At 65.1% G+C, this 19,519-nt stretch carries 22 protein-coding genes; 10 read left to right on the forward strand and 12 right to left on the reverse strand.

Annotated features, from left to right (window positions below; all coding sequences use genetic code 11):
- Positions 1-54: 54 nt before the first annotated feature.
- Both ACSQ3P_RS06725 and ACSQ3P_RS06730 read left to right on the forward strand, forming a co-directional pair.
- The gene (locus ACSQ3P_RS06725) at positions 55-699 is read left to right on the forward strand and encodes a hypothetical protein (protein WP_436164796.1); all 645 of its coding nucleotides are present in this window, start codon (positions 55-57) and stop codon (positions 697-699) included.
- A gap of 99 nt (positions 700-798) precedes the next feature.
- A complete protein-coding gene (locus ACSQ3P_RS06730; protein WP_436164797.1) occupies positions 799-2,034 on the forward strand; it encodes an acyl-CoA desaturase in 1,236 nt (411 codons plus the stop codon).
- A 1-nt stretch (position 2,035) separates the two neighbouring features.
- On the opposite strand, the gene ACSQ3P_RS06735 is transcribed toward ACSQ3P_RS06730, so the two are convergent.
- The 3 genes from ACSQ3P_RS06735 to ACSQ3P_RS06745 form a co-directional block, all read right to left on the reverse strand.
- A complete protein-coding gene (locus ACSQ3P_RS06735) occupies positions 2,036-2,728 on the reverse strand; it encodes a hypothetical protein (RefSeq protein ID WP_436164798.1) in 693 nt (230 codons plus the stop codon).
- 5 nt (positions 2,729-2,733) lie between these two features.
- Complete coding sequence (locus ACSQ3P_RS06740) at positions 2,734-3,843, reverse strand: AI-2E family transporter (RefSeq protein WP_436164799.1); 1,110 nt, start codon at positions 3,841-3,843, stop codon at positions 2,734-2,736.
- A gap of 333 nt (positions 3,844-4,176) precedes the next feature.
- Positions 4,177-4,707 carry a CDP-alcohol phosphatidyltransferase family protein gene (locus tag ACSQ3P_RS06745; RefSeq protein ID WP_436164800.1) on the reverse strand — a complete coding sequence of 177 codons (531 nt, stop codon included), beginning with the start codon at positions 4,705-4,707 and terminating at the stop codon, positions 4,177-4,179.
- Positions 4,708-4,845: 138 nt separating this feature from the next.
- On the opposite strand from ACSQ3P_RS06745, the gene purM reads away from it, so the two are divergent.
- Positions 4,846-5,919, forward strand: coding sequence for a phosphoribosylformylglycinamidine cyclo-ligase (gene purM, locus ACSQ3P_RS06750; protein WP_092165070.1), 1,074 nt, complete (start codon positions 4,846-4,848; stop codon positions 5,917-5,919).
- Between the two features lie 71 nt (positions 5,920-5,990).
- On the forward strand, positions 5,991-6,554 hold the full coding sequence (gene purN / locus ACSQ3P_RS06755; RefSeq protein ID WP_436165177.1) for a phosphoribosylglycinamide formyltransferase: 564 nt from the start codon (positions 5,991-5,993) through the stop codon (positions 6,552-6,554).
- On the opposite strand, the gene ACSQ3P_RS06760 is transcribed toward purN, so the two are convergent.
- Complete coding sequence (locus ACSQ3P_RS06760; RefSeq protein WP_436164801.1) at positions 6,482-7,270, reverse strand: helix-turn-helix transcriptional regulator; 789 nt, start codon at positions 7,268-7,270, stop codon at positions 6,482-6,484. The genes purN and ACSQ3P_RS06760 overlap by 73 nt on opposite strands.
- Before the next feature lie 119 nt (positions 7,271-7,389).
- On the opposite strand from ACSQ3P_RS06760, the gene ACSQ3P_RS06765 reads away from it, so the two are divergent.
- On the forward strand, positions 7,390-8,112 hold the full coding sequence (locus tag ACSQ3P_RS06765) for a glutathione S-transferase family protein (RefSeq protein ID WP_436164802.1): 723 nt from the start codon (positions 7,390-7,392) through the stop codon (positions 8,110-8,112).
- Here the strand turns inward: ACSQ3P_RS06765 and ACSQ3P_RS06770 are convergent.
- Complete coding sequence (locus ACSQ3P_RS06770; RefSeq protein ID WP_436164803.1) at positions 8,096-8,443, reverse strand: hypothetical protein; 348 nt, start codon at positions 8,441-8,443, stop codon at positions 8,096-8,098. The two genes, ACSQ3P_RS06765 and ACSQ3P_RS06770, sit on opposite strands and share 17 nt — an antisense overlap.
- A gap of 121 nt (positions 8,444-8,564) precedes the next feature.
- Entirely contained in the window at positions 8,565-10,652 is a 2,088-nt protein-coding gene (locus ACSQ3P_RS06775; RefSeq protein WP_436164804.1) for a molybdopterin-containing oxidoreductase family protein, read from the reverse strand.
- Positions 10,653-10,828: 176 nt separating this feature from the next.
- On the opposite strand from ACSQ3P_RS06775, the gene ACSQ3P_RS06780 reads away from it, so the two are divergent.
- Together ACSQ3P_RS06780 and ACSQ3P_RS06785 are read left to right on the forward strand one after the other, a co-directional pair.
- Positions 10,829-11,650: a MipA/OmpV family protein gene (locus ACSQ3P_RS06780; protein WP_436164805.1), complete on the forward strand. Its 822-nt coding sequence runs from the start codon at positions 10,829-10,831 to the stop codon at positions 11,648-11,650.
- A gap of 104 nt (positions 11,651-11,754) precedes the next feature.
- Positions 11,755-12,183: a MerR family transcriptional regulator gene (locus ACSQ3P_RS06785; protein WP_436164806.1), complete on the forward strand. Its 429-nt coding sequence runs from the start codon at positions 11,755-11,757 to the stop codon at positions 12,181-12,183.
- Positions 12,184-12,292: 109 nt separating this feature from the next.
- On the opposite strand, the gene ndk is transcribed toward ACSQ3P_RS06785, so the two are convergent.
- Both ndk and ACSQ3P_RS06795 read right to left on the reverse strand, forming a co-directional pair.
- Positions 12,293-12,715 carry a nucleoside-diphosphate kinase gene (ndk, locus tag ACSQ3P_RS06790; protein ID WP_310154174.1) on the reverse strand — a complete coding sequence of 141 codons (423 nt, stop codon included), beginning with the start codon at positions 12,713-12,715 and terminating at the stop codon, positions 12,293-12,295.
- Positions 12,716-12,807: 92 nt separating this feature from the next.
- A complete protein-coding gene (locus ACSQ3P_RS06795; protein ID WP_244546197.1) occupies positions 12,808-13,077 on the reverse strand; it encodes an SEL1-like repeat protein in 270 nt (89 codons plus the stop codon).
- Positions 13,078-13,432: 355 nt separating this feature from the next.
- On the opposite strand from ACSQ3P_RS06795, the gene ACSQ3P_RS06800 reads away from it, so the two are divergent.
- Positions 13,433-13,825 (forward strand): DUF2147 domain-containing protein, encoded by a 393-nt coding sequence (locus tag ACSQ3P_RS06800; RefSeq protein ID WP_436164807.1) that lies wholly within the window; start codon positions 13,433-13,435, stop codon positions 13,823-13,825.
- Between the two features lie 134 nt (positions 13,826-13,959).
- Here the strand turns inward: ACSQ3P_RS06800 and ACSQ3P_RS06805 are convergent, their stop codons facing one another.
- Entirely contained in the window at positions 13,960-14,667 is a 708-nt protein-coding gene (locus ACSQ3P_RS06805; protein ID WP_436164808.1) for a glutathione S-transferase N-terminal domain-containing protein, read from the reverse strand.
- A 298-nt stretch (positions 14,668-14,965) separates the two neighbouring features.
- On the opposite strand from ACSQ3P_RS06805, the gene ACSQ3P_RS06810 reads away from it, so the two are divergent.
- A complete protein-coding gene (locus tag ACSQ3P_RS06810) occupies positions 14,966-15,541 on the forward strand; it encodes a hypothetical protein (RefSeq protein ID WP_436164809.1) in 576 nt (191 codons plus the stop codon).
- Positions 15,542-15,576: 35 nt separating this feature from the next.
- Here the strand turns inward: ACSQ3P_RS06810 and ACSQ3P_RS06815 are convergent, their stop codons facing one another.
- Genes ACSQ3P_RS06815 through gatB form a run of 3 tightly spaced genes read right to left on the reverse strand, consistent with a single transcriptional unit; the run spans position 15,577 to position 18,116 of the window.
- Positions 15,577-16,071 carry a GNAT family N-acetyltransferase gene (locus ACSQ3P_RS06815; RefSeq protein WP_436164810.1) on the reverse strand — a complete coding sequence of 165 codons (495 nt, stop codon included), beginning with the start codon at positions 16,069-16,071 and terminating at the stop codon, positions 15,577-15,579.
- 60 nt (positions 16,072-16,131) lie between these two features.
- Positions 16,132-16,638 carry an N-acetyltransferase family protein gene (locus tag ACSQ3P_RS06820; RefSeq protein ID WP_436164811.1) on the reverse strand — a complete coding sequence of 169 codons (507 nt, stop codon included), beginning with the start codon at positions 16,636-16,638 and terminating at the stop codon, positions 16,132-16,134.
- Complete coding sequence (gatB, locus tag ACSQ3P_RS06825) at positions 16,635-18,116, reverse strand: Asp-tRNA(Asn)/Glu-tRNA(Gln) amidotransferase subunit GatB (protein WP_436164812.1); 1,482 nt, start codon at positions 18,114-18,116, stop codon at positions 16,635-16,637. The genes ACSQ3P_RS06820 and gatB overlap by 4 nt, the downstream gene beginning before the upstream one ends.
- 229 nt (positions 18,117-18,345) lie before the next feature.
- Here gatB and ACSQ3P_RS06830 point away from each other — a divergent pair, with 229 nt between their 5' ends.
- On the forward strand, positions 18,346-19,503 hold the full coding sequence (locus tag ACSQ3P_RS06830) for an efflux RND transporter periplasmic adaptor subunit (RefSeq protein WP_436164813.1): 1,158 nt from the start codon (positions 18,346-18,348) through the stop codon (positions 19,501-19,503).
- The last annotated feature ends 16 nt before the right edge of the window (positions 19,504-19,519 follow it).

Genomic DNA, 19,519 nt, shown 5'->3' on the forward strand with positions numbered 1-19,519 from the left:
GCCGGTGCAATCGTCGCTCATAGCGACGCACGCCTCTCACGAAACGGCACCGACATGACAATCGCACGCAACCAGCCGAAGCCATCATTTCCGGCAGGCCAGCTGGAAGGCTGGCCACTCCTTGGGCTGCTCGCATCCGGGCTCGTTTTGGGCGCGCTTGCCGCGCTTGCCACCTCTTCCGGCGGAAGCGACGGCATCCGGCTGGTTGTCCGCATCACGGCGCGGACATCTCTGGTGTTGTTCTGCCTGGCTTTCACGGCCTCGGCCCTGTTCCAGGCCTGCCCCAATATCTGGACGCGCTGGCAAAGGCGGAACCGGCGCTATCTCGGACTGTCCTTCGCCCTGTCCCATGGCCTGCACGGACTTGCCATCATCGCCCTGGCCAGCACGGCCCCGACCCTGTTCAAGCAGCTCAGCAACACGGGAACACTGATCTCGGGCGGGCTCGCCTATGTTTTCATCCTCGCCATGGCCGCAACATCGTTCGACAGAACCGCCGCCTTGATCGGCCCGAAAGCCTGGCGCGGGCTCCATCTGTGCGGGGCTTATTACATCTGGCTCAGCTTCATGGTAACCTTCGGCAAGCGCGCGGTCATGGACCCGTTCTACTGGCCTTTCATCACAGTGCTGATCGCGGCCCTGGCTCTCCGGCTTTGCTTGCGCAGGACGCCGCTGACCATCGCGACGGCTGGATCATAATACCGCACTTGCGCGAGCCTTGCCGGTACTGTTCTTGTCGCGCAGCACCACCCTTACAGCGCCACCCTTGCAGCCTGCCATTCAGATCAGAGAAACGACTTGTCCCAGATCGAGACCCCTCACGACGATGGCGACATCGTCTATCCCGCCGCCATCCCCTTCGTGCTGGCGCATCTCGCCTGTCTGGGCGCGATCTGGAGCGGTGTGACCTGGACCTCGGTCTGGCTGGCGATCGGCCTGTACTGGCTGCGGATGTTTGCAGTGACGGGTGGCTATCACCGCTATTTCTCGCACCGAACCTACAAGACCAGCCGCTTCGGACAGTTCCTGCTGGCACTGCTGGCGCAGTCGACGGCGCAGAAGAGCGTGCTCTGGTGGGCCTCCAAGCACAGGCACCATCACCGCTACGCCGACACCGAGCATGACGTGCATTCGCCGGTGCTGACGTCCTTCGCCTATTCGCATCTCGGCTGGATCTTCGCCCGCGGCCATGACCGCTTCGATCCCGCGACGATCACGGACCTGACGAAGTTCCCGGAACTGCGCCTGCTCCATCGTTTCGAGATCGCGCCCGCCGTCCTGCTCGCCTTGATCTGCTTTGCGATCGATGGCTGGGCCGGGCTGTTCGTCGGCTTCTTCTGGTCGACGGTCTGCGTCTTCCACGCCACCTTCTGCATCAACTCCCTGGCGCATGTGCATGGCGACAAGGACTATGTCACCGGCGACGAGAGCCGCAACAATTGGTGGCTGGCGGTCATCACCATGGGCGAAGGCTGGCACAACAACCATCACGCCTATCAGTATAGCGTGCGCCAGGGCTTTCGCTGGTGGCAGTGGGATCCGACCTATTACATCATCCTCGGGCTCTCGAAGCTCGGGTTGGTCTGGGAACTGAGAGAGCCGCCGCAAGCGGTCATCGAGCGCTCCCAGGCGCTGCCGCCGCGCGTGATCGAGCGCTCGGCCGAGCGACTGGCTGCTTCCGTGCCGTTGGAACGCGCCATCGCAGCCTTCTGGGAGGCCTATGCCGCGACGCCGAGCCTTTCGGATCTGCATCTGCCGACCATGACGCTGGCCGATCTGCGCACAGCGCTGGCCGATCTGCAGCATCGCGCCGGAGATCGCCTGGTCGAAATGCAGCAGCAGGCGCATGAGGCGCTGGCGCAGCTGCATCTGCCGGTCCTGCCGACGCGCGAGGAACTGACGGAGAAAGCGGCCGCCATGTTCGTCAAGACGCCCTCGCTCGATGCCATCGCGGCGCGCGCCCATGATCTGCTGACCGAGGCGATGTATGCCCGGCTGGTCTCGCAGCCATCTGTGACCCCGCCGCGCGGCTGATTCACTCCGCCGGGAACAGCGCAGCCAGCGCCTCGGCCGCGAGCGCGCGGGTGACGCGCCGGCCGCGTTCGAGCGAAAGCCGGTCGAGCGTATCGACCAGCGCGCGCGCTGCCGCGAAGGAGCGCTCCATCCTGAGCGCCAGCATCTCGATGATGCCGGCGTCGATGATGAGCTGCCGGTCGATGAAGAGCTTGACCAGCACCGCCCGCAGCAGCGCGTCGTCGGGCGGCGCGATCGTCGCCTGCGGCGCCAGCCTCAGGCGCGACAGCAGATCGGGCACGCGCAGGCCCCAGAGGTCGGGGGCACTGCGCGCTGTCAGCAGCAGGAAGCCGCCCTTCGCCTTCATCGCATTCATCAGGTGGAACAGCGCCGGCTCATCGCGAACACCCTGGTCGCAATCCTCGACCACGAGCGCGCCGCCGGAGATCAGATGCGGGACGTCCTCCTGCGTGACCTCGGCGACCGAAACCGTCCAGGCATGGGCGGTCTTCGCCCAGATCGCGGCGAGATGGGTCTTGCCGGCATCCTGCGGCCCGACGAGCCGCAGCCAGGATTCAGGCCAGTTCGGCCAGGCCTCGACCAGGCCATAGGCGGCCTCGTTGGAGGGGCCGATCAGGAAATCCTCGATTCCGTGGCGGCTGTCGACCGGCAGGTCGAGCGCAAGCTGGCGGGGGCGGCTCGGCAGATCGGACATGGAGATCAGGTATCCGCCCCAGCGCGCGCGCTGACTTTTGCAGCCTTGGTCGCGTCCCCGCCATGATAGATATTGCTGGCGAGGTATTGCCTGAGCGCGAAGCGACAGAGCACGCCCATGACGGCCGCCAGCGGCACCGCCAGCAGCAGGCCGACGAAGCCGAACAGCGAGCCGAAGGCGAGCAGCGCAAACATCAGCCAGACCGGATGCACACCGATCGAGCCGCCGACGAATTTCGGCTGGAAGATGTTGCCTTCGAGGAACTGGCCCGCGGCGAAAACGGCGAGCGTCGCCAGCGGCCAGGTCCAGTCCGGCCAGAACTGGACGATGGCGACGCCGACCGCGAGCACGAGCCCCGTCAGCGAGCCGACATAGGGAATGAAGGAGAGGAAGCCGCTGATGATGCCGATCAACGCGCCGAAATTGACGCCGAGCAGGCTCAAGCCCACCGCATAGAAGATACCGAGCAGCAGGCAGACCAGCGCCTGGCCGCGCAGGAAACCAGCGATGGCGACGTCCATCTCGTGAAGCAGGCCGCGAATGGTATCGCGATGGTCGAGCGGCAGCCAGCCGTCGACGGTCGCGATCATGCGGTCCCAATCGACAAGCAGGTAGAAGGCGATCACCGGCGTCAGCACCAAGAGCGAAAACACCCCGATGATGGCGGTGCCGCCGGTCCAGAGCGACTGAAGCACGCTGCCGGCCCATTTGGTGCCCTCGCCGACGAGATTACCGAGCGAACTTTGGGCCTCGGTGGCAAGCTTCGCACCGCCAAGCCGCTCCAGCCAGGGTGCGCCGCGCTCCAGTACGAGCGCCTGGAGCTTTGCCGCGTCAGCGGGCAGACGCTGGACCAGCCCGGCCAGCTGCTGGCCGAGCAGCGGCGCGAGCAGCACCAGCGCCAGCACGAAGACCAGCAGGAAGACAAAGAGGATGACGATCGTCGCCGCGAGCCGGCCCATCCCCATCCTTTCCAACCGGTCGGCCAAGGGATCGAGCAGATAGGCGAGCGCCAGCGCCGCGACGAAGGGCAGCAGCACGTCGCGCAGCAACACGAGCAGCAGCACAAAGACGACGAGCGAGACCAGCCAGAAGCCGATTTGACGTTGCAGGGTCATCGATCCAGGCCCCTCATGCAGGATGCGAAGAAGTGGAAACCGATCTTTCGCATGAATCCTGCTCTCACTTGTCGATCAGAAGCGGACTCAAGGCTTTGTGGGTCGGCGATCATGCGCTGCACAAATGGGCGAAGCAGATGAAAGTTCCAAGAGCCGGATGATTTCAGATGGAATCACGAAGCGATCCCATCTGAAATCTGAATCCGTCTCTCATCATAGAGTTAGAGCAGGATCGATGCGAAAAACCGGTCTCCACTTTTTCGCATCCTGCTCTAGGGGCCCGAGATCGTCGTTACCCTTCCGCACGGCCAGCAGCCTCACGCCGCCAGAGCCTCACGCCGCCATGTGCCGCAACCAGAAGGTGAGATAGGCTGTCATCGAGCCGAGCGTCAACAGAGCCACCAGGAGCTGGCCGAGCTGCATGGCTTGCCCCGGATCGACACCAAAGGCGCGCGAGCCCAGCACCAGAGCAGCGAAGGCGATCTGCGCAGCGGTATTGAGCTTGCTGACGATGAAGGGCGCGATCTCGACCGGCCGCTCCATCACCCAGGACAGGATCACGGCCGAGACGATCATGACGTCGCGGGACACCACTAGGATGACGAGCCAGGAGGGTATGGCCCCGACCATGGCCAGGGTGATGTAGATCGAGACGATCAACGCCTTGTCGGCCACGGGGTCGAGATAGGCGCCGAGTTCGCTGGCCATGTCGAAGCGCTTGGCGATGAAGCCGTCGACAGCGTCCGACACGCCCGCCGCCACGAAGATGATGAAGGCAAGCTGCCAGCGCGCGTCGATGATCATGACGATCACGAGCGGCACCAGAATGAGGCGGCCGATGGTGATCAGGTTGGGAAGCGTCATGCGATGGGGTTCGCGGAGGCGGGGCTGCGACGCTAGAACCCGAATCGGTGGATCGGCAAGGGCGAAAGCGCTGTCCCGGCTTGCAAGCAGCGCCGCGCTTGCCTATCGCTCGCCTCAAACAGGATGAGGCTGCAGATCATGACAAAGCCCGGCGCGAACGGACTGACCTATGCGCAGGCAGGCGTCGACATCGACGCCGGCAACGCCATGGTCGACGCCATCAAGCCTCTCGTGCGCTCGACGCGCCGTCCTGGCGCCGACGCCGAGATCGGCGGCTTCGGTGGGTTGTTCGATCTCAAGGCCGCCGGCTTCAACGATCCGATCCTGGTCGCAGCCAATGACGGCGTCGGCACCAAGGTCAAGATCGCGATCGAAAGCGGGCTGCATGCGACGATCGGCATCGACCTCGTCGCGATGTGCGTCAACGACCTTGTCGTGCAAGGCGCCGAGCCGCTGCTCTTCCTCGACTACTACGCCACCGGCAAGCTCGACCCGAAGGTCGGCGTCGAGATCGTGCGCGGCATCGCCGATGGCTGCCGGCAGGCGGGCTGCGCGCTGATCGGCGGCGAGACCGCCGAGATGCCCGGCATGTATGCCGACAAGGATTACGATCTCGCAGGCTTCGCGGTCGGTGCGGCCGAGCGCGGGACGCTGTTGCCGCGCGCCGATCTCGCGGCCGGCGACGTCGTCTTCGGCCTGCCCTCCTCCGGCGTGCATTCCAACGGTTATTCGCTGGTCCGCCGCATCGTTGCGCTGGCCGGATTGAGCTGGGATGCGCCCGCTCCCTTCGCCCCTGGCCAGAGCCTGGCCGAGGCGCTGCTGACCCCGACGCGGATCTATGTGAAGACCCTGCTCGCGGCGCTGAAGGCGACCGACGGCATCAAGGTGCTCGCCCATATCACCGGCGGCGGTTTTCCCGACAATATCCCTCGCGTCTTGCCCGAGGGGCTCGGCGTCTCGCTCGATCTGTCTGCCATCTCCGTCCCGCCCGTCTTCGCCTGGCTTGCGGCGACCGGCGGCGTCGTCGAGCGCGAGATGCTGCGCACCTTCAATTGCGGTATCGGCATGATCGTCGCCGCCGACGCCGCCAAGGCCGACGAGGTCGAAGCCGCTCTGAAGGCCGCCGGCGAACCCGCCATCCGGCTGGGCGAAGTCGTCTCGCTCGCCGCCGGCGACGAGCCGGTCAGCTATCGCGGCAAGCTCGCCCTGTGAGCACGCCGATCGTCCGCAAGTCTGTCGCCCGCAAGCGCACCGCGGTCCTGATCTCCGGGCGCGGTTCCAACATGCTGTCGCTGGCCGAGGCCGCACAGGCGAATGATTTCCCCGCCGAGATCGCGCTCGTGCTGTCGAACATCCCCGGCGCCGGCGGGCTCGAACGCGCCGGCGCCCTGGGTATCGCGACCGCGACGGTGGACCACCGCGCCTTCAACAAAGATCGCGAGGCCTTCGAGCGTGCCATGGACGAGGTCCTGCGCATCAACCAGATCGAGTTGATCGCGCTCGCCGGCTTCATGCGGATCATGACACCCTGGTTCGTCCGGCGCTGGGAAGGGCGACTGATCAACATCCATCCCTCGCTGCTGCCCCTGTTCAAAGGCACGCATACGCACCGGCAGGCGCTTGAGGCCGGTGTCACTGAGCATGGCTGCAGCGTGCATTTCGTCGTGCCCGAGCTCGATGCCGGACCGGTGATCGCCCAAGCCAAAGTCCCCGTGCTGCCGGGCGACGACGAGGACAGCCTGAGCCAGCGCGTGCTGGCTCAGGAGCACACGCTTTATCCGCGCGCGCTCGCCGAGGTCGCCTCAGGCCGTGTCGCGCTGGTCGAGGGCGCGATCGCGCGGCTCTGAGCCGCCTCCCGCTGCTCGCAAGCGGCCCTGTCGCGCTCATCCTCCTGCTGCTGCCAGCGTCGCAACAGATCGGCGCGCCGCGCCGGGTAGCGCTCCTCGCGCAAGGCGAGGTCGGTGATGCGGTCGGTGCGGAAATGGCGGAACGCCTCGCGCAGCTCGCACCAGGCGATGACGATGCGCACCCGCTCATAGAAGGTCATGCCGATCGGCCAGATCATGCGCTGCGAATTCCGTCCCGCCTCGTCGCGATAGCGGATCGAAAGCTTGCGGCCTTGCCGGATCGCAGCGCGGACGCCGGCGACATCGACCTGGTCGACCGGCTTCTCCGAGCCATAGGCGGGGGCAAACAAGGCGCCATCGAGCAGGATCGGCTTGAGATGCGCCGGCAACACGGCCGCGACCTTGCTGACCACATCCTCGGCCGCGCGCGCCAGAACAGGGTCCGCCCGCTCGCTGAGCCAGCGCATGCCGACGAGAACCGCCTCGATCTCGTCGGGCGACAGCATCAGCGGCGGCAGGTCGAAGCCGGCGTCGAGAACATAGCCGATGCCGGCCTCGCCCCGGACCGGCACGCCCTGGCGCATCAGCGCGGCGATGTCGCGATAGACGGTGCGAACCGAGACATCGAGCTCGGCGGCGAGCGTATCGGCCGTCACGGGCCGGCGCCGGCGGCGCAGGCTCTGGATCAGATCGAGCAATCGTTCGGCGCGCTGCATGTTCTTCAGTTTCCACCCGAGCTTCGTCAGGCTCAGAATGGCCCAGCCTGCTGACGAATCCTGTCAGGAGCGTGGCAGTAGCGTCCAGGTCGGCGAGAATGCCAAGAGGAAACCGCGACATGATCATCCTGCACAGCTTCGGGCCAGGCTTCGGCCTGCCCGATCCGAGCCCGTTCTGCATCAAGGCCGAGATCCTGCTGCGGATGTCGGGGCTACCGTTCGAGCGCGTGACCGGGAACATGCGCAGCGCGCCCAAGGGCAAGCTGCCGATGATCGTCGACGACGGCGTCACCATCCCGGATTCGAGCTTCATCCGCTTCCATCTGGAGAGCGCACACGGCATCGATTTCGACACCGGCCTCACGCCGGAGCAGCGCGGCATCGCCTGGGCCGTGGAGAAGATGCTGGAAGAGCAGCTCTACTGGATGGTCGTGCATGAGCGCTGGATCGACAGCGGGAATTTCGACCGCGGCCCGCGTCATTTCTTCAAGGCGGTGCCGGCGCCGCTGCGCCCGCTGGTCATCGCCATGGTGAAACGCAAGGTGCGGAACAATCTCGACGGCCAGGGCATCGGGCGGCACAGCGCCGAGGAGCGGCTGGCCCTGACCAAACGCGCCTATGCCGCGATCGCCGCTATTCTGGGCGAGCGCCGGTTCCTGCTCGGCGACACGCCTTGCGGCGCCGACGCGGCGCTGGGCGCCTTCACGATGTCGGCGCTCAGCCCGATCTTCGACTCCGCCATCCGCGGCGTCGTCGAAAGCCACCCCAATCTCGTCGCTTATGAAGCGCGGATCAGGGCGCGTTTCTTTGCGGAAGCCGCTGCCGTCAAAGCGGCCGCTTGAGCTTGCACTTGTCGAGGAACTCCAGACCCTTCTCGCGCGCCGTGTCGTTGAAATAGCCGGTGTCGCGAAAAGCCTGGATCTCGTCCTTGGACATGGCGTTGACCGTGCCCTTGGCGTAGCAGCTGCACGGCGTATGCACCGCCTCGCGGGTCGTCTGCAGCAATTGCGACTGGGTGTGCAGGCAGGCGTCGAATGCGCGCAGCTGGATCATATAGGGGGTGAGGTTCTTCGCCGTCGGATCCGGTGGCGGGAGCGGCGCGGAGCTGCTCGCAGCCAGTACGACCGTGCCCATCAGCACAGACAATCCACCGGCCAAAACGACCGCACCCATCCGCCGCATCATCATGATTTCACAAGCCCTAAGAAAACGGGCCCCTGATCGCATGATTCATGCCTCGCCCGCGCGTCGGCGATGGTTCACAGCGCCTCGCAAAGGTCAAGAGCGCGGAAGGTCACGCCCGCTTGATCCACACCTTCACATCATGAAAAGCCGCGCCGCCAAAGGGCGCAACGGCGTCTGCCCCCGTAATCGTGTTGATGCCGCGCCCATATTTATGCGCCGCATTGGGCCAGATCGACTCGGCGATGACGACGCCGCGCACCAACCCCTCGAACAGCACGGCATGGAGATGCACGCTGCCACGGCTGTTGCCGACCACGACCTCGTCATCGGCCGCGATGCCGAGCTTTTCCGCATCGCCGGGATGCAGCATCAGCGTCGGCCGCCCCTCCTTCTTCTGGGAGCCCGGGGTCTCGGTGAAGGTCGAGTTCAGGAAGCTGCGCGCCGGGCTCGTCGCCAGGCGGAAGGGATGCTCAGCATCAGCATTCTCGATGACGGCCCAGTAGTCGGGCAGCGCCGGCATCTGCAAGTATGGGCCGACCGTGCCGGCATTGGCGTTGGGCACCTTCGGCCAATCGGGCTTGAAGCGAAACTTCTTGTCGCGGTAGCCGAAGCCGTCGAGATAATGCGCCGTGCGATAATCCGGCTGTACGTCGTGGAAATCATTGGCGATCAATTCGTCGAGCGTGCCGCGCCCGCTCTCGCGCAACGTCCAGTCGACGATCTCGCGCGGCGACATCTGGAAGCCGCGATGCTGCGCCCCGAGCCGCTCGGCGAGCGCACTGACGACCTCATGGTTCGAGCGGCATTCGCCCGGCGGGTCGACCAGCTTGCCGCCCCACATGATGTGCTGGTGGCCACCGCCCTGATAGACGTCGTCATGCTCCATGAACTGGGTCGCCGGCAGCACGATATCGGCCATCCCGGCCGTCTCGGTCATGAACTGCTCATGGACGACGGTGAAGAGGTCGTCGCGCCCAAAACCCTGCTTGACCAGCTCCTGCTCAGGCGCGACCGAAACCGGGTTGGTGTTCTGGATGAAGAGCGCCTTGACCGGCCCGCCCTGCCGCAGCGCCTGCGCATCGCCGGTGAGCACCCTGCCGATCTGCGACTGATCGAGCTGGCGGATTTTCGGATCGATGAGGTCGAGCCCCTCGATCAGGCTCTTGCGCCATTTGTAGATGCCGCTGTTGCTGTGGAAGGCGCCTCCGCCCTCATATTGCCAGGCTCCTGTAACGGTTGGCACAGACAGCGCCGCATGCATCGAGACCGCACCGTTACGCTGGCGCGCGAAGCCATAGCCCAGTCGGAAAAAGCTCTTCTTGCGCGTGCCGATGAGGGCCGCGAACTCTTCGATCTGCGCGACCTCGAGCCCGGTGATCGCAGCCGCCCATTCCGGCGTACGGTCGGCGAGATGCGCTTCCAGCTCCTCTGGAGCATCGGTGTGCCGCGCCAGATAGTCGCGGTCGGCATGGCCATCGCGAAAGAGGACATGCATCACCGCGCAGGCCAGCGCCGCATCCGTGCCCGGTCGTAGCACCAGGGCGAGATCGGCCTGGGCGAGCGTGGCATTGTGATAGATGTCGATGGCGACGATCTTGGCGCCGCGCGTCTTCCGCGCCTTGACGGCGTGGTGCATCACATTGACCTGAGTATGCACGGCGTTGGTGCCCCAGATCACGACGCAATCCGACTTGGCCATCTCGCGCGGATCGGGGCCCGCGAGGCGGCCCGTGCCGGCGATGAAGCCGGTCCAGGCCATGGTGGTGCAGATCGTCGAATACTGGCCGGAATAGCCCTTGGCGTGGCGCAGGCGGTTGATGCCGTCGCGCATGACGAGGCCCATCGTGCCCGCATAGTAATAGGGCCAGACGGCCTGCGCGCCGTGCTCGTTCTCGATCGCCAGGAAACGGCGCGCAATCTCGTCGAGCGCCTCGTCCCAGGATATCCGCTCGAACTGGCCTGATCCCTTCGGCCCGGTCCTGCGCAGCGGATGCAGCAGCCGGTCGGGATGGTGGATGCGCTCGGAATAACGCGCGACCTTGGCGCAGATCACCCCATCCGTGTAGCTCTGGCGCTTGCTGCCGCGCACCCGCCCGATGCTGCGCCCATCGATGACCTCGACCTCCAGAGAACAGGCGGAAGGGCAGTCATGCGGGCAAACGGATGGCAGATGGGCGATGCGGGGAAGCTCGGTCATAGCTGCTTATTAGACCAAGTTCAGAGCAGGAGAAATGGCTCGCCCACGCCGTCACCCTTTCCCAAAGCTCCTCCGGCGCAGCAGAGGCGCGGGTGTCAACCGGCGGTTAACACTAACGAGTCAAGTTGAACGAGGTTGTGTTCGAAAAGGCGTCGCTTGCGCCGGAGTTCTCATCGATGCGTTGCGTTGTGTTCCTGGCGGGCCTGCTGGCCTGTCTCGCCCTTTCGTCCGGCCAGCGCGCTTTGGCGCAGTCGAGCGACTACAGCACCCTCACCTCGCCTGAATCCGCGCAGCACTGGAATCTGACGCTGGGCGCCGGCCTGCGCTACCAGCCCGATTATTCAGGCTCCAACAACTACGTCTTCCGGCCGCGCCCGATCATCTCGCTCGGCAAGGGCGTGAAGAGCACCTGGTGGGTGGCCGAGGATGACGCACTCTCGATCGGCTTCTTCTCCGGCAAGGGCTGGCGCGTCGGCTTCTCCGGCGATCTGCTCTGGCAGCGCAAGGCCAGCACCAACCCCGCTCTGGTCGCGGTTCCCGACACGAAATTCGGCATCGAGGCCGGCGGCTTCGCCGAGTTCTACCCGGCCTCCTGGCTGCGCGCCCGCGTCGATCTGCGCCGCGGCTTCATCGCCCATGACGCGCTGGTCGCCGAAATCAAGCTCGACGCCTTCGCCAGGGTCGGCCAATGGTCGTTCGGCGCCGGCCCGCGCATGAGCATCGTCGGCGCCGACTATCTGCGGACCTATTTCGGCTCCTATCCCGGCACCGCCGGCACCGGCGGGCTGCTGCAGCGCTACAATGCCGGGATCCATTCCTATGGCGCGATCGCGCAGGCGACCTATAACTGGTCCGAGCGCCTCTCGACCACAACCTATATCGAGTACAAGCGCCTGGTCGGCGATGCCGCCAAGTCGCCGATCGTGAGAACCTATGGCTCGCGCGACTCGATCACGCTCGGCATCTCGGCGAGCTACGCCTTCGATCTCGGTTTCTGAGCGCGAACTCCGAACCCCGTGAGCCGGGATCTGGCCACGGGGTTTCACTTGCGGGATCGGCGCGCTATATCCTCTAGGGACTAGAGGATTAGGAGGTCGCCGCGATGGAACAGATGCCGATCGGCGCGCTGTCGGAAGCGACAGGCGTCAAGGTCCCGACGATCCGCTTCTATGAGGAGATCGGGCTCCTGCCCGCCCCCATTCGCACGCAGAGCAACCGCCGCAGCTATGGCGACGCCCATCTGCAGCGCCTGCGCTTCATCCGGCATGCGCGCGATCTCGGCTTCGCCGTCGACGATATCCGCGAATTGCTGGCGATGGCGGCCGAGCCGCAGGCCTCGTGCGACCGCGCCGACAGCATCGCGCAACGCCATCTCGCCGATGTCGAGCGGCGCATCGCCCAGCTCCAATCGCTGCGCGGCGAGCTCCAGCGCATGGTCGGCGAATGCCGGCACGGCCGCGTGGCCGAATGCCGCGTGATCGAATCCCTCGCCGATCACGGCCACTGCCTGCACGATCACCGCGTGGCGTGAACGAAAAAGGCGGGCTCAAGAGCCCGCCTGCACATCATGCAACCTGCCGTCATCCTGAAACTGCGCCGCTACGCGGCTTGCCCAAGACGACGGCGTGGATTTTGAGAGATCAGCCGACGATCTCGTTGCCGGCGAAGAACTGCGCGATCTCGATCGCGGCCGTCTCGGGCGCGTCGGAGCCGTGCACGGTGTTCTCGCCGACCGACTGGGCGAAGAGCTTACGGATCGTGCCCTCGGCGGCATTGGCCGGGTTGGTGGCGCCCATCACGTCGCGATAGGTCGCGATCGCGTTCTCGCCTTCGAGAACCTGCACCACGACCGGGGCGGAGATCATGAACTCGACCAGCTCGCCGAAGAAGGGACGCGCTGAGTGAACCGCATAGAAGGTCTCGGCCTGGGCCTTGGTCATCTGGATGCGCTTCTGCGCGACGATGCGCAGGCCGGCCTTCTCGATGACCGCGTTGACCGCGCCGGTGAGATTGCGCCGCGTCGCATCGGGCTTGAGAATGGAGAAGGTACGCTGGACAGCCATCGATATATCCTTGGGGAATTTCTGGAGAATGCGGCGCGCTTATAGCGGCCGCCTCTCCGCCCCACAAGGCTCCCGGGCGTTTCAGCGGGTCGCTAGTGGCGCGTCAGGAAGCTGCGGGCCTCGCGCAGCGCCTCGGCGATCTCGTCACGCGTCATCTCGAGCGCCAGTTCCTGGCGATGGGCGGCAGCCCGACCACAACCGCGCGCCAGGGCGACGTTGAACCATTTCTGCGCCGCGACGAGGTCGACCGGCTGATTGCGGCCTGCGGCATACATCAGCCCAAGCTCGTAATAGGCCTCGGCGGAGGCCTCCGTTGGGATCACCAGCGAAGCGGGGATCGCGCTCATTTCCATGCGTGCCATGACAACCACCCTCTTGTCCTGTTGCGCCGAGCACCCGTCCAAGGCCGCGGCTTGTGAAGGTGAGATTTGGCCTCAGCCCTTAAAGAGCTCGATAAAAATCGCGATGAATCGAAGCTCAACAAGATGTAATCGCCGGGTTAAATCAACGATCGATTCATGCTGGCAGCGCGAAAAGCTGCGTGATTTCAAAAGCCTCCCGTTGGGTCAGCGTTCGCTGTGTTGACGCGACGTTCACCTTGGTGCGCGGTTACCCACTTCATCCTCCCGTTAAAGCAGACTTGGAGACGGGGCTCGCCTTCGATATGGTTCATATCTGAACCATGCAGCATAGCGGGTCGGACAAGGGAGGATCGACATGAACAAGCGTGCAATCGGGGGCCGTTCGGCGCTTTTGGGCTTCGGGCTCCTGATCGGAATGGCCACGGCGCCCGCCAGCGCCCAGGACGTCACCGGCACATGGCTGCGCGACACCGGTGCCTCGCGCGTCCGCTTCGCCAAATGCGGTGAGGCGGTTTGCGGCACCATCGCCTGGCTCAAGGATCCCAACGGTCCCGCCAAGATCGGCCAGCGCATCTTCTACGACATGAAGCCCGCCGGCGGCGGCAAGTGGAGCGGCAGTGCCTTCAACCCCGAGGACGGCAAGACCTATTCGGGCACGATGACGCTGGCAGGCGACGCGCTGACGACATCGGGCTGCGTGCTCGGCGGGCTGATCTGCCGCTCGGTGAAGTGGTCGCGGGCGAACTGACGCCCGAAGCGCAGGCGGAATTGCGGCCTCATCGTCATGGTCGGGCTTGTCCCGACCATCCACGTCCTCCTTGGCCGCATGCGGTGTTCAAGACGTGGATGCTCGCCACAAGGCGAGCATGACGGCTCGAAGCCTCAGCGCGCCTTCTGGTTGAATAGCATCGCGTGCTCCTCGGGCGTGCGCTGTTCCGGCGGCTTGCGCAGCTCCGAAGCGACGGCAAGACCACGCTCGACGGCCGGGCGTGCCAGCATCGTCGCGATCCAGCGCTCGACATGCGGGAACTGCTTGATGTCCTGGCCCTGGCGCTCCCAACCGCGTGCCCAACCGATGCAAGCCATATCGGCGATCGAATAATCGCCGGTGATGTAGTCGCGACCGGCAAGGCGCTTGTTCAGCACGCCATAGAGGCGGTTCGCCTCATTGGTATAGCGCTCGATGGCATAGGGCAGCTGCTCGGGCGCATAGAGCCGGAAATGATGGGTCTGGCCGAGCATCGGACCAAAGCCGCCCATCTGCCAGAACAGCCATTCATCGACGGCGACGCGGCCACGCTCGTCAGCGGGATAGAATTTGCCGGTCTTGCGACCGAGATATTGCAGGATCGCTCCGGATTCGAAGACCGAGATCGGCTTGCCGTCCGGCCCCTCGGGATCAACGATCGCGGGCATGCGGTTATTGGGCGAGATCGCCAGGAACTCCGGCTTGAACTGGTCGCCCTTGCCGATGTTCACGGGAATGACGGTGTAGGGCAGCCCGCACTCCTCGAGCATGATGGTGATCTTCCAGCCATTCGGCGTCGGCCAGTAGTGGAGATCGATCGGCTTGGTCTGAACTTGTGCCATACTGCGCTTCCCGTCGGTTGCTGGATGCGACAGATCTAGTCTCACCCGCGCCGTCCTGAAAGCACCGGAACCCGCGCCATAAGCGGCCTCGCCATGTCATGGGGGCGGGCGACCGGCGAGACCGCTGAGGAGGGCGGCATCCACTTCCTCTGTCGATGTGCCAGAGCAATTTCCGATCCAATTGGATCGTTCAATTGCTCTAAATCCTTGTTTTAACGCGATTTCTTCACGCGAACAGGTATCCGCTTCGCTCGAAAACGCTCTAGGCTCGTCGCAGCAGGCAAGTTATGGACGCACCATGGAGACTGTCCCGTCGCAAGAACTCTTCGCCCATGTCCGAATCGTCATGGGCATGGTCACCGGGCTCGGCGTGACCCGGCTGCTGACCGGCACCGCCGGCTTCATCCAGCATCCCGCCCGTCACCGCCTGTCGCTGATCCACCTGCTCTGGGTCGGTTCGATCCTGCTCGAACTGATCCTGTTCTGGTGGTGGGAATTCGCACTCTCGCGGATTCCCGTCTGGAATTTCGGCGTCTTCACCTTCCTCATCGGCTATGCCGTCGTCCTCTACATGCTGGCGGCCCTGCTCTTTCCCGACAACATCTCGGAATATGCGGGCTATGAGGACTTCTTCATCAAGAGGCGCCGCTGGTTCTTCAGCCTGCTGGCGGCGACCTTTGCCCTCGACGTGACGGATACGCTGATCAAGGGTTCGGAGCGCTGGAGCCAGTTGAGCGGCGCTTATCTGCTGCAGATTCCCATCGGCCTCGCCCTGTGCCTCCTAGGCTTCCTCGTCGCACGGCGATCCGTGCAGATCGCCGTGGCCGCCCTCCATCTCTCGATGCAGCTTCTCTGGATTCTGCAAGCCTTTTGAGACCTCGATGCCTTGAGACGGCACGGACCGGCTCGCTACGACGCGATCACAAACTTGAAGCCCTCATGGCTCTGGGCAAAGCCGAGATTGACGTAGAAGCGATGCGCGTCGGTCCGAGCCTTGTCAGAGGTCAGCTCGACGAGGCCCGCCCCCTTCTCCCCAGCGAAGGCGAGCGCGTGGTGCATCATCACGGCGCCGATGCCGAGGCTGCGGCTCTCCGGCGCGACATGGACGCTTTCGATCTTGGCCCGCTTGCGACCGCGCGCGACGAGCCCGGGGATCAGCGTGACCTGGAAGGTGCCGACGACCTGCCCCAGTCGCTCCGCCACGAACAATGTGTTGTGAGGGCTGGCGGCGATCTCGTCGAAGGCATCGAGATAAGCTGGATGGGCGACCTCGACGGCGATCTCCTCGGGGCTCTTGGCCTGCCGCGCCGCGCCCAGCATGATCAGGGTGGCGATGCGGGGCGCATCGACCCGCACGGCCTCGCGGATCGTGATCTCGGCGGGATCGATGGCGCTGCGGCTCATGCTCTGGTCCTTCATCTCGTCATCACTCGAAACTCGTCAGCGCCCGAATCGTTGGAACGATCACTCGGCGAAAAGCCGCTTCGCCATCAGCAGCGTGTTCGGGGTGTCCTCGCGTCCGTCGAAGCGGGCCTGGCGCTGCAGGAAAAAACCCATACGCTCGTAGAAGGCGATGGCCGGCTCGTTCTGGCTCTCGACCTCCAGCCGCGCGACCGGGGCTTGCGGAAAACAGGCCAGTGTCACCTGCAGCAGCGTGCGGCCAACACCGATGCCCTGATAGCTCGGGAGGACGTAGAGCCTCGTCAGCAGCGCCGCGCGGTCGCGCTCGAGCCGCGCCGAGGAGGTTGCGATGATCTCCTCGCCGACCAGGGCGACGAGAAAGGCCCCATTGTCGCGCCCGAGTTGGGCCGAGAGGCTCTCCAGTGAATGCCAGGCATTGGTGATCTCGGCGACGCGCTGCCAGCCATAGATGCCGTCATAGGTCGCATGCCAGGTCTCGACCAGCAGGCCGCGCACCGCCGGGAGGTCGGCGGGCAGCGCGTCGCGGATGATGAGACCGTCTGGCGTCACTCGATGCCCAGCTTGGCTTTCAGGATCTCGTTCAGGGCCTGCGGATTGGCCTTTCCGCCCGAAGCTTTCATCGCCTGACCGACGAACCAGCCCAGCATGGTCGGCTTCGCCTTGACCTGCTCGACCTTGTCGGGATTGGCGGCGATCAGCTCGTCCACCGCCTTCTCGATCGCGCCGGTATCGGTGACCTGCTTCATGCCGCGCGCCTCGACGATAACGCGCGGGTCGCCACCTTCGGACCAGAGGATCTCGAACAGATCCTTGGCGATCCGGCCCGAGATGACGCCCTCGCCGATCAGCTCGACCAGCCCGCCGAGCTGGGAAGCCGAGACCGGCGAGGAGCCGACATCCTGGCCCTCCTTGTTCAGCCGGCCGAAGAGCTCGTTGATCACCCAGTTCGCGGCGGCCTTGCCGTCGCGGCCTTTCGCCACGGCCTCGAAATAGTCGGCCTGCTCGCGCTCGGCGACCAGCACCGCGGCGTCATAGGGCGAGAGGCTGTATTCCGCGATGAAGCGCGCCTTCTTGGCGTCCGGCAATTCGGGCAAAATACTCTTCAGCTCCGCGACGAAGGCGTCGTCGAATTCGAGCGGCAGCAGGTCCGGGTCCGGGAAATAGCGGTAGTCATGCGCCTCTTCCTTGGAGCGCATCGAGCGCGTCTCACCCTTGCCGGGATCATAGAGCCGCGTCTCCTGGTCGATCGTGCCGCCATCCTCGATGATGCCGATCTGGCGGCGCGCCTCGACCTCGACCGCCTGGCCGATGAAGCGGATCGAGTTGACGTTCTTGATCTCGCAGCGCGTCCCCAGCTCCGCACCGGGCTTGCGGACCGAAACGTTCACATCGGCGCGCAGATTGCCCTTCTCCATATCGCCGTCGCAGGTGCCGAGATAACGCATGATGGTGCGCAGCTTGGTGACATAGGCGCGCGCCTCTTCGGCCGAACGCAGATCCGGCTTCGAGACGATCTCCATCAGCGCCACGCCCGAGCGGTTGAGATCGACGAAGCTCATCGTCGGATGCTGGTCATGGATCGACTTGCCGGCGTCCTGCTCCAAATGGAGGCGCTCGATGCCCACCGTGATCTGCTCGGTCGGCGACAGGTCGACGACGATCTCGCCCTCCCCGACAATCGGGCTTTTGTACTGGCTGATCTGGTAACCCTGCGGCAGATCGGGATAGAAGTAGTTCTTGCGGTCGAAGACCGAACGGTTGTTGATCTGGGCGTTGAGGCCCAAGCCGGTGCGCACGGCCTGGCGGATGCACTCGGCATTGATGACCGGCAGCATGCCCGGCATGGCGGCATCGACGAGGCTGACATGCTCATTCGGCTCTGCACCGAACGCCGTGGAGGCGCCGGAGAAGAGTTTCGCATTGGAGGTCACCTGTGCATGGATCTCCATGCCGATCACCACTTCCCAATCGCCGGTCGCTCCCTTGATCAGCTTCTTGGGGTCGGCGGGGCGAACATGCGCGTTCATCTTGGCTCTTTCGACTTGGAAATCTCGGCTACGGGTTACGATTTCGGCGCGCGGCGGGCAAGCGGCTGTTGCCCTCCTGTCACCACTTGGCCGTATTGTGGCGTATTTGGCCCCTGTTTGCCTTAGTGTCGAGTGAACGATCTTGACAATCGTCAGCCCGATCCCCTTCTTGCAGCAAAATCCGGAAACCCTCGCTGGTTGCGCCGGTCCTGCTATCCGGAGTCCGTCCATGACACATCGCCGCGCCACAGGTTTCGGACTCGTCGTCGCTTCCGCCGCACTGACTTTCGCCGCCGCCGCGGCCCTCGCCCAGGGCGCGCCGCCGGCGCCGCCCGTGCAGGTCTCGGCTCCGCTTGCCAAGCGCGTCACCAACTGGGACGAGTATACCGGCCGCTTCGAGGCGAGCGAGCAGGTCGAAATTCGCGCCCGGGTCTCGGGCTTCCTGGATTCGCTGCATTTCCGTGACGGCGATCTCGTCAAGAAGGGCGACCTGCTCTTCACCATCGATCCGCGCCCCTACCGGCTCTCGGTCGATGTCTCGCGCGCCGATGTGGCGCGCGCCAAGGCGCAGGTCGAGCTGGCGCAGAATGAGGTCGAGCGCGCCGAGGGCCTGACCCAGAACCGGACCATCACGGCCCGCGACATCGACCAGCGCCGCGCCAACCTCAACAGCGCGATCGGCACCCTGCAAGGAGCCGAGGCCAACCTCAAGACGGCCGAGCTCAATCTCGAATGGACCCAGGTGCGCGCGCCCCTCGCAGGGCGCATCTCCAACCGGCGCGTCGACCCGGGCAACCTCGTCGCCGGCGGACAGTCAGGCGCGACGCTTTTGACCACGATCGTCGCCGTCGACCCGATCAACTTCGTCTTCGATGCCTCGGAGGCCGATTACCTGCGCTATTCGCGGCTGACCAAGGACCTGCGCAAGGTCACCAGCCGCGAAGAAGGCAGCCCGGCCGAAGTGCGCCTGGCGGATGAGCGCGAGTGGAAGCGCAGGGGCAAGATCGACTTCGTCGACAACGCGCTGAACGCCCGCTCCGGCACCATCCGCGGCCGCGCCGTGTTCGAGAACAAGGACCAGTTCCTGACGCCGGGCACGTTCGGGCGGCTGCGCCTCTTCGCGGGCGAGGCCGATGCCTTGCTCGTGCCCGACACCGTCATCGTCTCCGACCAGGCCAGCAAGATCGTCCTGACCATCGGGCCCGAGAACAAGGTCGTGCCCAAGCCCGTCGTGCTCGGCCAGATCACCGGCGGTCTGCGCGTCATCCGCGAAGGCCTCAGCCCCACCGACCAGGTCATCATCGGCGGCCTCGCCAACCCGATGGTGCGTCCGGGCGGGACGGTGACGCCACAACCCGGCGAGATCAAGCCGGCCGCCACGAACTGACCGTTCACCCTCCGAT

Origin of the sequence: Allobosea sp. LjRoot9 (assembly GCF_964252745.1) — a bacterium.
Classification (GTDB): domain Bacteria; phylum Pseudomonadota; class Alphaproteobacteria; order Rhizobiales; family Beijerinckiaceae; genus Allobosea.